Raw genomic sequence first — 13,863 nt, forward strand, 5'->3', positions numbered from 1 at the left:
AACTGCTCGTTCAGGGTCAGTATTCCACCACCGCCCACCCCGGGGTTCCCGCGAACAAACCCAAATATGACAAACAAAGCACACCCCAAGCCCACCGCGGGCAAGGCGAGTACACTGGATAGGATATGTCTGAGCAGAAATCCACGAAGAAACACGCAGATACTTCTAAGGCCCCCCGCACCGCCCCCACCATGGCGAGCATGGCCGCCGCAATACACGCGGCAAAGGTACGATCCTCCGAAAAAACCGCTGAAAAAGCCGCTGGCAAAACCGCAGATAAAACTACTGAGAACAACGCGGTAAAAAACGGCGCCCCGAAGAAGGGTGCACAGAAGAACAGCGCCCAGAAGAATAACGCAGACCGCAAGAACTCCTCCCGCGGCACCTCCGAACGCAACTCCAACGCCTCCCGCTCCAACCGACGCGCAGGCGCCAACAACCGCACCCGCAAGCAGAGCAACCAGCAGAACCGCCCGGTACCGCGCCGCTACGAGCCGCTCATTCCCGAGATCATCACCTACCCCGAAGAGCTGCCCGTCAGCGAACGCCGCGAAGATATCATGAACGCGATCCGCGACAACCAGGTCGTCATCATCGCGGGTGAAACTGGCTCCGGTAAAACCACCCAGATCCCCAAAATGTGCCTCGACCTGGGCCTGGGAGAGAAGGGCCTCATCGGCCACACCCAGCCGCGCCGCCTCGCCGCACGCTCCGTCGCCGAACGCATCGCCGAAGAACTTGGTCAGAAAATCGGTGAAACCGTCGGCTACCAGGTGCGATTCACCTCCGAAGTCGGCGAACACAGCGCTATCAAGCTCATGACCGACGGCATTCTGCTCGCCGAAATCCAGAACGACAAGCTGCTGCGCCGCTACTCCACCCTCATCATTGACGAAGCGCACGAACGCAGCCTGAACATTGACTTCATCCTCGGCTACCTCAAGCGCATCCTGCCGCAGCGCCCGGACCTGAAGGTCATCATCACCTCCGCGACCATCGACCCGGAGCGTTTCGCGCGCCACTTCTCCCCCAGCTACGTGCCGGGCAAGGGCATCGTCGACGAAAACCTCAGCGCCGAAGAACGCGAAATCGCCGAAGCAATCCTGCCCGACGACGCGCCGCCCATCATTGAGGTGTCCGGCCGAACCTACCCCGTGGAAATCCGCTACCGCCCGCTCGACGAGGAAGACTACCTCAGCGACGACGAAATCGAAGACGACCACGACCCCACCGACGGCATCCTCGACGCCATCAAGGAACTCTCCAAGGAAGCGCCCGGCGACATCCTCATCTTCTTCTCCGGCGAACGCGAAATCCGCGACGCCAAGGACGCCATCGAGGCAATGGTTCTCAAGTCGCCGTGCCTGAACTACGAAGTGCTGCCCCTGTACGCGCGCCTCTCGCTCGCCGAACAGCACCGCGTGTTCTCCCCCGGATCCCGCCCGCGCATCGTGCTCGCCACGAACGTTGCCGAAACCTCGCTGACCGTGCCCGGCATCAAGTACGTCATCGACACCGGCACCGCACGCATCTCCCGCTACTCGGCACGCACCAAGGTTCAGCGTCTGCCCATCGAACGCATCTCGCAGGCAAGCGCCAACCAGCGCTCCGGTCGATGCGGCCGCGTCAGCGACGGCATCGCAATCCGCCTCTACTCCGAGGAAGACTTCAACTCGCGCCCCGAGTTCACCGACCCCGAAATTCTGCGCACCAACCTCGCAGCCGTCATCCTGCAGATGATCGCAATCGGCGTGGTCCGCGAGCCCGGCGACATCTCCCGCTTCCCGTTCGTACAGCCGCCAGCATCCCGCGCCATCAACGACGGCGTGAATCTGCTCCGCGAACTCGGCGCGCTCACCGAACGCCCCCGCGGCCCCCGCAAGGGCCGCGGCAATAGCGCAACCCTCACCGCCATCGGCCGAGCCATGGCGGCATTCCCCGTGGACCCGCGCCTCGCCCGCATGATCATTGAAGGCGGCCGCCGCAACTGCGCCAAGGAAATGATGGTACTCGCCGCCGCCCTGACCATCCAGGACCCTCGCGAACGCCCCGCCGACGTGCGCGCAGAAGCCGACGCGATGCACGCCCGCTTCGTCGACGACACCTCCGACTTCTCCTCCTTCCTGCTGCTCTGGGACTACATCAACGAGCAGCAGGCGGCGCTGTCCTCCTCGCAGCTGCGCAAAATGTGCCACCGCGAGTTCATCAACTACCTGCGCATCCGCGAATGGCAGGACCTCTTCGCCCAGCTACGCGAAATGGGACGCACCGCCAACATTCACGCCAGCGGCGGCAGGGACATCAACGCCTCCGCCCACGAGGTAGACATCCACAAGAGCCTGCTCTCCGGCCTGCTCTCGCACGTAGGCGTCAAGGAAGAACGCGAAAAGGACTCCAAGGGACGCAACCGCGGCCCCCGCGAATACCTCGGCGCACGCGGCACCAAGTTCGCGATCTTCCCCGGCTCCGGCCTGTTCAAAAAGAGCCCCGACTGGGTGCTCTCCGCCGAACTCGTCGAAACCTCCCGCCTGTGGGCGCGCACCAACGCCTCCATCGACCCGCAGTGGATCGAAGAAATCGGCAAGCACCTCATCAGCGTGCAATACTCCGAACCGCACTGGTCCCTCAGCTCCGGCGCGGCAGTCGCCTACGCCAAGGGCACCCTCTTCGGCCTGACCATCTACGCCGACCGCCCCGTACAGTACGCCCGCGTAGACGCCGCCGCAGCCCGCGAACTGTTCATCCAGTCCGCCCTCGTCGAAGGCCAATGGCACACCCAGCACAAGTTCTACCTGCGCAACCAGCGCGCCCTCGCTGAGGTCGAAGAACTCGAAGCACGCCTGCGCCGCCGCGACCTGCGCGTGGACGACTCCGTACTCTTCGCCTTCTACGACGCACGCATCCCCGCCCACGTGACCGACGTGCGCGCCTTCGACAAGTGGTGGAAGCAGGCACGTCTTGAAGACGACAACTACCTGGACTTCAACCCCGAAAAGCTCATCAACGAGGAAGCCGCCGACTACGACGACTCCCAGTTCCCCCGCCAGTGGGTGCAGCGCACCGACAGCGGCGAACTGACCCTCGACCTGCGCTACGAATACGCCCCCACCGCCGGCATCGGAGGGGCCCGCACCGACGCCGCCAAGCGCGACGGCGTAGCAGTCCAGGTACCTATCCTGTTCCTCAACCAGCTGAACCCCGAACCGTTCCGCTGGCAGATCCCCGGCCTGCGCCACGAACTCGTCACCGCGCTCATCAAATCGCTCCCCAAGGCGATTCGACGCAACTTCGTACCTGCACCCGACGTAGCACGCGCCGCCTGCGCCGCACTGGAGGAGGACTACTCCCCCGCCACCGACGAGCTCATCCCCTCCCTTGCACTCGTACTACGCCGCCTGCGCGGCGTCGTTGTCGAGCCCGAAGCCTTTAACTGGGACGCCGTGCCCGAACACCTGAAAATGGGATTCCAGGTGCGCAACGCACGCAACAAAATCCTGGGTGAGGGCAAGGACCTGCGAGCCCTGCAGCAGCAGCTACACAAGGAGATTCGCAGCGCCCTCGCCGACTCGCTCGGCGCATCCGACGACACCATGGCAAAAATGGTGGCGCTCACCCAGGGTGGTTCGGGCAACTCAGGCGGTTCGGGCAACTCGGGCAACTCTGCGGCTTCTGCCAAGAAGGGCGCGAAGAGCCCGGGTACCCTTGCCAACGCGGATGCATCCGGCGGAGTACGCGAAATCAGTGGCCTCACCGAATTCCCCGCCGACCTCTTCCCCAACGGAGAAATCCCCCGCAAGGTACAGCGCATCATCGCCACCCAGGCAGTCAACGGATACCCCGCCCTCGTCGACGAAGAAACCAGCGTAGGTCTGCGCATCTTCCCCACCGAAGCCGAACAGCTCCATGCACAGCGCCGCGGCATCATCCGCCTGCTCCAGCTGCAAGTGCCCTCGCCCGTACGCTACGTGAGCGAACACCTCTCCCACAAGGAGAAAATCGTCTTCACGCAGAACCCGCACGGCTCCATCGACGAACTCATTCGCGACTGCACCGTCGCGGCACTCGACCACCTCGTGCCGCACACCCCCATCTTCACGCACGCCGAATACAGCGAACTCTATGAGCACGTGCGTGCCGAACTCATCGAAACGGTCTTCGACGTCACTAAGCTCGTCGCCGAAATCCTCTCCGAAGCCACCGCGCTGAAGAAGGCAATCAAGAAGGCAACCTCGCTGACGACCATGCACGCCGTCTCCGACGTGAAGGCACAGATGGAGAACCTCGTCTACCCCGGATTCGTGGCGAAAACCGGCTACGACCAGCTGGTTCACATCCCGCGCTACCTCAAGGCCGCCCAGGTGCGCCTGACGAAGCTCGGCCCGAACCTGCACCGCGACAACCAGCTCATGCTCACCGTGCAGGACCTGGAAGACTCCTACGATAACGCGGTCAAGTCGCTACCGGCAGGCACCATCGTGCCGGATACGCTCCGCCGCGTGAACTGGATGATTGAGGAGCTGCGCGTCAGCTTCTTCGCCCAGGAGCTTGGTACCGCCTACACGGTGTCTGAGAAGCGCATTGCAAAGGCTCAGCGTGAGGCGCTGGACGCTATCAAGCGTTAGATTTTGAGCTTGCGGACGGCGGTGTTCGTCCTCGCTCTTACTCAGGTGTAGGTGCGCCGCATGTTTCCTCCGCGCCTACGCAGGGGCACCCGTCACCCGGACGCTCCGTCCTCTCCTTGCTTCGCTGCGGAGAGCGTCCGGGTTGACACCCTGAGGGCGCTTCCGGAAAACACGGCTGCACCTGCAGCACAAGCAAAGATCCCCCACACGAGGTAATCGTGTGGGGGCTCTTTGCCGTTCACAGCGCAAGCTAAGCCGGGAACCTAGCGCGGAAAGGCGGTGTCCTCCGTAGCGACATCAGGGTGCCCGAGCTCTGCGAGGGCGGGTGCCCCTGTAGGAGCGAGGACGAACACCGCCTCTCAGCGGGAGAAGCGTTTAGGCGGCAGCCTCGCAGAAGGTCACCGTCACCGAACCGTTACCGCGGTCGTGCATCCACTGCGGCGCGTTCTCGGCCGAGGCGATGGCGCCGTCGCTCACCGACGGGGCGAGGTACGAGCCGCCCGCGCCACCTGCGCCGCCCTGCATCGTGTAGCCGATACCCTGACGCACGCCGGTCGGGCTGTTCAGCCACTTCTGAGTCAGCACAATCGAGGAGACAGACTGTGCCGCACCGGAACCGCCACCACCGTAGCCTGCACCGCCACCACCGGACACCACGGACTGGTAGCCGTTGAAGTTCTGCGCGTACGCGCCCTCGTCGTTGTAGACGTCCAGGTCCCAGCTGCGGTCCTCGTAGGTGCCCTTCTCGTGCACGCTGGCGGGGTTCTCATCCAGCTGGTAGGAGTACGCACCCGCACCGTCGCCGCCGTTGCCCGCGAAGCCGCTCGTGCCCGCGTTACCGGCGACGAACTGGCTGAATAGCACCTGGTTGTTGGTGGTTTCAAAGCCGATGATGGGGCCGCTTGCCGGCAGAGTGCCTGCCGCGCCGCCTGCACCGCCCACGCCCGCCGCGCCGCCGGAACCGGAGTTGTAGGTCAGGACCTTGGAGCGTTCAGCGTTATAGATTTCGTAGCCGGGGGTGCCGTTGGAGCCTGCCGCCGCGGAGGCGCTACCCGCCGCGTCGAACTGCGGGGATGCGTCCGAACCGAGGGGCGCCACACCGGCGTCGATCTGGCCGTTGAAGTTGGAGTACCAGGGGTCTGCGTAGGACACGCCGGAGGTGGTCATGCCCGCGCCGCCACCGCCGCCAGCCACAGCGATTACGGTGCCGTCGATGAGTAGTGCGGAGGAGCCGCCGCCGGATGCAGCGTACGCCTGAGTCTTGGAGTTTGCCGGGGCCGCGTACTTGGCGTCGACCTGCGCGGTGATGGTGGCTGGGATAGTGTAGGCGGGTACGGAGCCGCCGTTGCCGTATCCTTCACCACCGGCGGTGGGGGTGAGGGAGCCGTCACCGATACCGCCTGCCGCGGCGATGATCTGCACGGTGGAGCCGGGAGTGACGGGGATGATGCCGCTGACCTTCGCGCCGGAGCCGGCGGGGGTCATGCGGTTGTTGGTGCCGCCTGCGCCGCCGACCAGTTCGAAGCGGAGCTTGTGGACGTTGTCGGGCACGGCAAAGCTCTGCACGGTCTTGGTGCCTTCATCGGTGCCGGAGATGTTGTACGCCGGGCTAGCTGCCAGGATGCAGTCGTTCGTAGCGGCGACGGACGCTGCGTAGGAGGGGATGGTTGCGGAGGCGGCGACGACGGGTGCCGCCCAGGCTGCACCGGCGACGAGCTTGCGGCGGGTCAGGGATGTAGACATGGTATGCCCTTTATTCAGGTGGGGTGATGTGTTTGCGGTGCGACTTTATTTGAAACCAGGCGAGCCTCGATTTGCTTGCTGTGGAAAGAAAATCAGCGCCGAGGAAAAGAATACCCTGAACCTCAGCTTTAACATAAATCCCTGGCTAGCGCACGGCCTGCGAGCTTTTGGACGCCTCGCGCCGCTCCCTTCCTTCGCTCCTGCAGGGGAACCCGCCACGCCCGGACGCTCCGCCGCTCCTTGCTTCGCTGCGGAGAGCGCCCGGGCGGGCACCCTGATGTCGCTTTCGGAAGGTGCGGCTTTATGCGAGCCACAGGTTCCGTCCGCGCACGCAACGCCAGCAGAGGGTCTGCAGATTATCGGGCTCGTTATTGCCGCCTTCGGATAGCAGGACCTTGTGGACGACCTCTAGGATGAGGATTCGTTCACGCATGATGGAGTTGCCGCATCCGGGGTTTTGGCAGGTGTAGTTGTCGCGTTCTTTGATGCGTTGGCGTAGCTGGGCGGTCATGAGGGTGCGTTCGCCGCCTTCGGGCCATGCCCAGCGGATTTTGCGTTCGAGGGTTTCGGAGAGCGCGTCGAGGGTTGGGGTGTCGAGGGTGACGGTGACGGCGCGGTTTTCTTTGCCGCCGGGTGAGGTGTATTCGAAGCGGTAGATGGGGTACGGCACGGTCAGCCCCACGTGGCAGACGTTGAGTTTGTTCCAGAACTCGTCGGCGTAGATCTTGGTGATGAACTGGGGCGGGTTGATGTGTGCGATCATGTCGTCTTCGCGGCGTCGCACGTTGTCGACGGCGGTTTCGAGGCGCGCGATATCGTCGGAGAGGCGCTGCACGTCTTTGAGGGTTTGCAGGTCGGCTTCGATGTGGAAGTATTTGGTGAGGCTGCCGATGGGGTCCCGCTCGGCTTCGAGAACGACCTGTTCGGATGCCTTGTAGACGTGAGGGTGGCGTTCTTCGGGTTTCTTCTGCAGCAGCGTCTTCCAGGTTTTGGGCTGCTGAACCTCGACGGTGGCGAGGTGGCTGTACATGCCGTTGGTGGAGGTGCCGAGTTCGTAGATTCCGTGCGTGTAGATGTCGTGTACGTAGCTGGCGATTTCGTTGTATTCGCTGGCGAGTGTGGCGGTGCGTTGGCGGTGCGTCTGGAATTCGGGGGATGCGAAGTACCGGTTTTTGCGGATGGTCAGGACAATGCCCACGATGACTACGATGATGACGACGCCGAGGATGACGTACCAGAGGGAGAAGGCGAAGCATACGGCGAAGAAGACGCCGAACCCTTTGAGGAAGGATTTCACGGGTGTTCCTTTGCGATACGGCGGTGTATCTGTGAGTGTAGATTTCCTCCATTAGGGTATCGGAGGTAGGTTCGGCTGACAAAGCCGACTCGGCGGAGCCAGCAAAAGATTGAGATGGCGACAGCCCCTCCCCCTCCAGTTCGTTATACCGGTATCGCGCACCCAAGCCCGCACCTACTGACCCGAGGTCGAGTGTTTTACCTACGAGGCGGAGGGATGGTGTCCTCCGTCGTGACATCGGGGACGCGGAGCGGGGCGAGCGTCACAAAACAGGCTTGGCAGAGCCAGCAAAAGGTTGAGAAGGCGACAGCCCCCTCCCCCTCCAGTTCGTTATGCCGGTATCGCGCACCCAAGCCCTGAACTTACGAATCTGAGGCTGAGTGTCTTACATAGGAAACAGAGGGATGGTGTCCTCCGTCGTGACATCAGGGTGCCCGAAGCGAAGCGAGGGCGGGTCCCCTGTAGGAACAAGGAGGGCACCATCCCTCCGCAAACCAAGAAAATGAAAACATAAACACAAAAGCCCTTAGCTCGAAAGCTAAGGGCTTTATCTGTGCGCGATACTGGGATCGAACCAGTGACCTCTTCCGTGTCAGGGAAGCGCGCTACCGCTGCGCCAATCGCGCTCACAAAACAATTGTTTTGTTGCGAGGTGAGGACGGGATTCGAACCCGCGTACACGGCTTTGCAGGCCGCTGCCTAACCACTCGACCACCTCACCGCATACGCTCCACAAGGGAACGCGTTCGAACTCTTGGAGTCCTTACGAGCGGTTGACGAGACTTGAACTCGCGACATCCACCTTGGCAAGGTGGTGCTCTACCAACTGAGCTACAACCGCATATCAGCGTATTCAATTTGAATCATTCCGTTGGAGTTTTTCGCTCCGTCGTGCTGACAGGTAAATACTATACGGGGTTTTTGAGTGTTTGCCAAATCCTTTGTAGATCATCTTGTGTTCCGCGTGTTTCCGGGGCAGAACGGGGTATTTGGGCTCGTTTTTGAGGTGTGTGAGCAAAATTTATTTTCATGGTGCCGGTCACATTTTTGGGGTTTTGGGGTGGTTACTGTTCCCGTGAACGTGGCGGCGGGCGCACGATGTCCGCTGAGTGTCCGCAAAATTTTTCACAAGGACACGAAAAAGGAGGGGCGAGGATCCAGGCTCCCTGCCCCTCCCCTATGAAATTCGCATCAGAAATCCGCACCGGCAAATACGCCAGGCTCATATTTTTCTGGAATCTTTTTAGAGCTCTTCGAAGAAGAGGCGTTCGTAGACTTTGCGGGCGTTGCGGGTTTGGCGCAGGTAGTCCTCTTCGAGGGCGCGTGCGCTACCGGCGGGGTATCCGCACCAGCGGGCGATTGCTTCCAAGTCGGCGCGTCCCGAGGGTAGGGTGTCGGATTGGCGCACGCCGCGCAGTACGTTGCCGCCGCGAATCTTTGTGGCGAGTAGCCAGGCGCCACTGAGGATTTCAGCGTCCGCAGCTTCGACCAGCCCCGCCTCAACCGCGGCGTTCAGCGCCTTCAGGGTGGAGGTGGTGCGCAGCCCCGGCACGGCGTGCGCGTGGCGTAGCTGTACGAGCTGGACTAGCCATTCCACGTCGGAGAGTCCGCCGCGGCCGAGCTTGAGCTGGCGAGTGCGGTCGGCACCGTGCGGCATGCGTTCGTTTTCAACGCGCGCCTTCATGCGGCGAATCTGCTGCACCTGTTCGGGCGCGAAGGCTACCGGGTAGCGGTACGGGTCGATGAGCTCCACGAAAGCGCGTCCGAGCGCCTCGTCGCCGGCGATGGGGCGGGCGCGGGTGAGCGCCTGGAACTCCCAGGTTTCCGCCCAGCGTTCGTAGTAGGAGCGGTAGGAGTCCAGCGAGCGCACGATAGCGCCCTGCTTGCCTTCGGGGCGCAGGTCGGCGTCCACTTCGAGGGGCCGTTCGGCGCGAATGGCGGGTTTGACGGGCTGTTTGAGGAGCGTCAGGGTACGGTTGACGATGCGTGCCGCCTGTTCCTGTGCTGCGTCTTCGTCGGCCCCATCGAGGGGTTCGTGGACGAACATGACGTCCGCGTCGGAGCCGAAGCCGTTCTCGGCGCCGCCGAGGCGGCCCATGCCGATGACGGCGATACGGGTGAGTAGCTTCTCCCCCACTGTCGCCTCAGCTTCGGCGGGTTTGGCGCCTTCCGGTGCCGCTTGGAGTTCACGCAGGGCAATCTGCAGCGCCGCACCGATCGTACACTCGTCGATGGCGGCAAGACCGGCGCAGGTGTCCTCAACATCGACGATGCCCAGGGTCCAGCCCATGGCGGTGCGCAGGGTTTCTCGGCGGCGCAGGTAGCGTACGGCGCGCATCGCCTCTGCGGCGTCCTCATGGCGTGCCAGCAGGGAGGAAATCTCTGAGACGAGCGCTTCCTCCCCCAGCGGTTTGAGGTCGGCGACCTTGTCCAGCCAGGCGATGGAGGCGGAGGCATCCTCGAGCAGGTCGGTCATGAGGCGCGAGCTGGAGAGTAGCTGGCTGAGGCGTTCGGCGGCTGCGGGTGAGTCGCGGAGCATGCGCAGGTACCAGCTGGTGCTGCCGAGCGATTCGGAGACGATGCGGAATCCGAGCAGGCCGGCGTCCGCGTCCACGCCGCGGGCGAACCAGCCCAGTAGCACGGGCATGAGGTGCCGCTGAATGTCTGCGCTACGGGAAAGTCCCGTGGTGAGTGCCTTGATGTGGCGCATGGCGCCGCGCGGGTCGCGATAGCCGAGGGCTGCGAGGCGGTCCTGTGCCGCCTGTTCGCTGAGCACCACTTCGTCGCGGCTGAGCGTGGAGACGGCGGCGAGCAGCGGACGGAAGAAGATCCGCTCGTGCAGAGAACGGACATTCCGTTTGATTTTCTGCCACGCCTTGAGCATCTGCTCGGCGGAGAGCGTGCCGTTGCGTTCCGGGGAGAGGATTGAGCGGGCGAGGGCGCGCTGTTCGGCGTCCTTCTCGGGCATCAGATGGGTGCGGCGCAGCTGCTGCAGTTGGATGCGGTGCTCGAGCACGCGCAGCTTCTTGTAGTCGCGGCTGAACGCTTCGGCGTCGGTGCGGCTAATGTAGCTGACGGCGGTCAGCGCCGCGAGGGAATCCACGGTGGATTTGGTGCGTACGGCGGGGTCGGTTCGACCGTGCACGAGCTGCAGCAGCTGCACGGTGAACTCGATATCGCGCAGGCCGCCCGGGCCCAGCTTAATCTGGCGGTCCACCTGGTTCGAGGGAATATTGTCGGTCACCCGGGCGCGCATCGCCTGCACGGATTCCACAAAGGATTCACGGGCGGCGGACTCCCACACGAAGGGGTCAATGGCGCGGGCGTAGCGGGCACCCAGCTGCGCCGAACCGGCGATGGGGCGCGCCTTGAGCAGCGCCTGGAACTCCCAGTTTTCCGCCCAGCGCTTGTAGTACTGAACGTAGGATTCAACGGTGCGAACGAGCGGGCCGTCCTTGCCCTCGGGGCGCAGGTTCGCGTCGACCTCCCAGAGGGCGGGTTCGGGTGCGGGGCCCATGATGGCGCGGGTGAGAGCGTGCACGAGCTCCGTGCCGATGGTGGAACATTCGTTCTCGGTGAGCTTGAGCGGTGCGCTCTCCCCCTCTGCCCCGGCATGAGGCGCGGCGCCAGCGGCGGCGGGTTCCACGGGCGCAACCACGTACACCACGTCAACGTCAGAGATGTAGTTCAGCTCGCGGGCACCGCACTTGCCCATGCCGATAATTGCCAAGTCCAGGGCGTCTACGGCTTCGCCTCGGCGAGGAGCCGCCAGGCCGGGGCCCAGCCCCTCCGCCACTTCGGTGCGCGCAATGGCGAGCGCACCCTCCAGCGCGGCGGCAGCCAAATCGGCGAGGTGACGACCGATGGTGGGCATCATTTCGACCGGGTCTTCGCAGCACACGTCGAGCAGGGCGATGCGCGCCAGGGCGGCGCGGTAGGCGACGCGCAGGGTCACGTAGCCGTCTTTGCCGGTCTGTTCGGCGGTAGCGCGCGGACGCTCCGCGTGGGGGTCGGCACCGAGGGCTGTGAGTATGTCGCGGCGGTAGGGGGTGTCCAGCGGTGCGATGGGGGTCAGGAATTCCCCGTCGGTTTCCGGCAGAATCGACGCCGGGTACTGGGAGCGAATCAGCGCGCTCTCAGCCGGGTACACCTGCGTGTCGAAGAGCGGGTCAATGTGTTCGGGGCGGCGGTAGAGAAAATCGCCAATCGCCTGGGATGCGCCGAGTATGCGGTACATGCCGAATTCTTCCTCGCCGAGGTTGGCGCGTTCGGCGACCGCCGGGTGCTTCTCGATGAGGCGCACGAGGGCGGGCAGAGCAATATCCGGTGAGGGGGCGAGGCGCAGCCCGGCAAAGAGCGCATCCTGCGAGACGTGCTTCAGTTCGGGGGCGTTGAGCCAGCGTTCTGCCTTGGACGGATCGTGGAAGCCGGTGGCGATCATGCGGGTGCGCAGACGTAGCTGGGCTTTGCGTTCGGCTTCGGCGCGTTGTTCGTCGTCGAGTGCGTCGGGGGCGATGTCGGTGAGCGGTTTGGGTTCTTTGGCGGGGTCGATAATGCGGATGAGCCCGGTGGCCGGGTAGTGGGAGCTGTCAGTCATAGCATGAGAACCGTGGGTAGAGAACTAGGTTAGAGAACTGTGGGTGGAGAGTAGATCCGGGGTGGAGAGTATAAATTTCGCCAGCAAAATCGGCGGCTAAAAATCGGTGGTGAACGGTGCAGCCGATAGGTGCATTTGATAGACCTGTGGGCGGTACCCGCCGGCATGTTACCGGTAGCGGGTACCGCCCTGAGGCTGTCAGCGCTCACTCATCCTATGAGGTGGTGAGAGGGTCCAGCCGTTAGAGGATTCCGAGGTTGTGCTTGAGCTCGTACGGGGTCACCTGAGCCTGGTACTGGTCCCAGTCGGCGCGCTTATTGCGCAGGAACTGCTCGAAGACCTGCTCGCCCAGAACCTCCGCCATGAACTCGGATTCTTCGGTGATATTGATGGCTTCACGCAGGGACGCGGGTAGCGGGTTGTAGCCCATGGCGCGGCGTTCGGCGTTGGTCATGGCGGCGAGGTCTTCGGTCACGGCGGGCATGAGCGGGTATTCGTTTTCGATGCCCTTCAGACCTGCGGCGAGAATCACCGCGTAGGCGAGGTACGGGTTCGACGCCGAGTCCAGGCCGCGGTACTCGATGCGTGCGGACTGCATCTTGTTCGGCTTGTACAGGGGCACGCGCACGAGGGCGGAGCGGTTGTTGTGGCCCCAGGAGACGTAGGAGGGTGCCTCGCCGCCACCCCAGAGGCGCTTGTAGGAGTTGATGAACTGGTTGGTGACCGCGGTGAATTCGGGGGCGTGCTTGAGCACACCGGCAATGAAGTGGCGTGCGGTCTTGGACAGCTGGTATTCGGCACCGGCTTCAAAGAATGCGTTGGTGTCGCCTTCGAAGAGGGAGAAGTGGGTGTGCATGCCGCTGCCGGCGTACTTGGTGAAGGGTTTGGGCATGAAGGTTGCGTACATGCCGAGCGAGTAGGCGACTTCCTTGATGACGGTGCGGAAGGTCATGACGTTGTCGGCGGTCTGCAAGGCGTCGGCGTGGCGCAGGTCGATTTCGTTCTGTCCGGGGCCGGTTTCGTGGTGGCTGAATTCGACGGAGATGCCGACTTCTTCGAGCATGGTCACTGCCTTGCGGCGGAAGTCCTGCACGATGCCGCCGGGGGTGTGGTCGAAGTAGGATTCGTGATCCACGGGCACGGGGAATCCGTCGGCGCCGAGCTTGGAGGATTCGAGCAGGTAGAACTCAATTTCGGGCGAGGTGTAGCAGGTGAAGCCCATCTCCGCGGCCTTGTTGAGCACGCGCTTGAGCACGCCGCGGGTGTCGGATGCGCTAATCTCACCGTCGGGGGTGAGCACGTCACAGAACATGCGGGAGGTGATGTCTTCCTCACCGCGCCAGGGCAGAATCTGGAAGGTGGAGGGGTCGGGCTGCAGGAGCATGTCGGACTCGTAGACGCGGGAGAAGCCCTCGATGGAGGAGCCGTCAAATCCCAGGCCCTCGTCGAAGGCGCTTTCTACTTCAGCCGGTGCGAGCGCAACGGATTTGAGGGTGCCGACCACGTCGGTGAACCAGAGGCGGATGAAGCGGATGTCGCGCTCTTCGATGGTGCGCAGTACGAATTCCTGTTGGCGGTCCATGAGTTGCCCTCTCGGTGCGGGC

The 13,863-nt window shown here is 63.5% G+C and carries 5 protein-coding genes and 3 tRNA genes; 1 reads left to right on the plus strand and 7 read right to left on the minus strand.

The features are described 5' to 3' along the window. Positions 1-125 precede the first annotated feature (125 nt). Positions 126-4,622: an ATP-dependent RNA helicase HrpA gene (gene hrpA / locus HMPREF2712_RS08465; protein WP_070819745.1), complete on the plus strand. Its 4,497-nt coding sequence runs from the start codon at positions 126-128 to the stop codon at positions 4,620-4,622. Positions 4,623-4,997: 375 nt separating this feature from the next. Here the strand turns inward: hrpA and HMPREF2712_RS08470 are convergent, their stop codons facing one another. The 7 genes from HMPREF2712_RS08470 to glnA form a co-directional block, all read right to left on the minus strand. Beyond that, positions 4,998-6,365 carry a hypothetical protein gene (locus HMPREF2712_RS08470; protein ID WP_070819746.1) on the minus strand — a complete coding sequence of 456 codons (1,368 nt, stop codon included), beginning with the start codon at positions 6,363-6,365 and terminating at the stop codon, positions 4,998-5,000. Positions 6,366-6,666: 301 nt separating this feature from the next. Beyond that, a complete protein-coding gene (locus HMPREF2712_RS08475; RefSeq protein ID WP_070819747.1) occupies positions 6,667-7,662 on the minus strand; it encodes an HNH endonuclease in 996 nt (331 codons plus the stop codon). A gap of 554 nt (positions 7,663-8,216) precedes the next feature. After that, a tRNA-Val gene (locus HMPREF2712_RS08480) sits at positions 8,217-8,288 on the minus strand. Between the two features lie 24 nt (positions 8,289-8,312). After that, positions 8,313-8,383 (minus strand) — tRNA-Cys (locus tag HMPREF2712_RS08485). A 47-nt stretch (positions 8,384-8,430) separates the two neighbouring features. Then, positions 8,431-8,503, minus strand: a tRNA-Gly gene (locus HMPREF2712_RS08490). A gap of 402 nt (positions 8,504-8,905) precedes the next feature. After that, positions 8,906-12,259, minus strand: coding sequence for a bifunctional [glutamine synthetase] adenylyltransferase/[glutamine synthetase]-adenylyl-L-tyrosine phosphorylase (locus HMPREF2712_RS08495; protein ID WP_210401026.1), 3,354 nt, complete (start codon positions 12,257-12,259; stop codon positions 8,906-8,908). A gap of 241 nt (positions 12,260-12,500) precedes the next feature. Next, the gene (gene glnA / locus HMPREF2712_RS08500) at positions 12,501-13,841 is read right to left on the minus strand and encodes a type I glutamate--ammonia ligase (RefSeq protein ID WP_005507778.1); all 1,341 of its coding nucleotides are present in this window, start codon (positions 13,839-13,841) and stop codon (positions 12,501-12,503) included. Positions 13,842-13,863: the final 22 nt, after the last annotated feature.

The sequence above is a fragment of the Rothia sp. HMSC064F07 genome (genome assembly GCF_001837265.1).
GTDB classification, from domain to species: Bacteria; Actinomycetota; Actinomycetes; order Actinomycetales; family Micrococcaceae; genus Rothia; species Rothia mucilaginosa.

Excerpts from the sequence above, each read along its gene's own strand:
- HMPREF2712_RS08470 (WP_070819746.1), bottom strand. The coding sequence starts at position 6,365 with ATGTCTACATCCCTGACCCGCCGCAAGCTCGTCGCCGGTGCAGCCTGG.
- hrpA (WP_070819745.1), top strand. The coding sequence starts at position 126 with ATGTCTGAGCAGAAATCCACGAAGAAACACGCAGATACTTCTAAGGCC.
- HMPREF2712_RS08495 (WP_210401026.1), bottom strand. The coding sequence starts at position 12,259 with ATGACTGACAGCTCCCACTACCCGGCCACCGGGCTCATCCGCATTATC.
- glnA (WP_005507778.1), bottom strand. The coding sequence starts at position 13,841 with ATGGACCGCCAACAGGAATTCGTACTGCGCACCATCGAAGAGCGCGAC.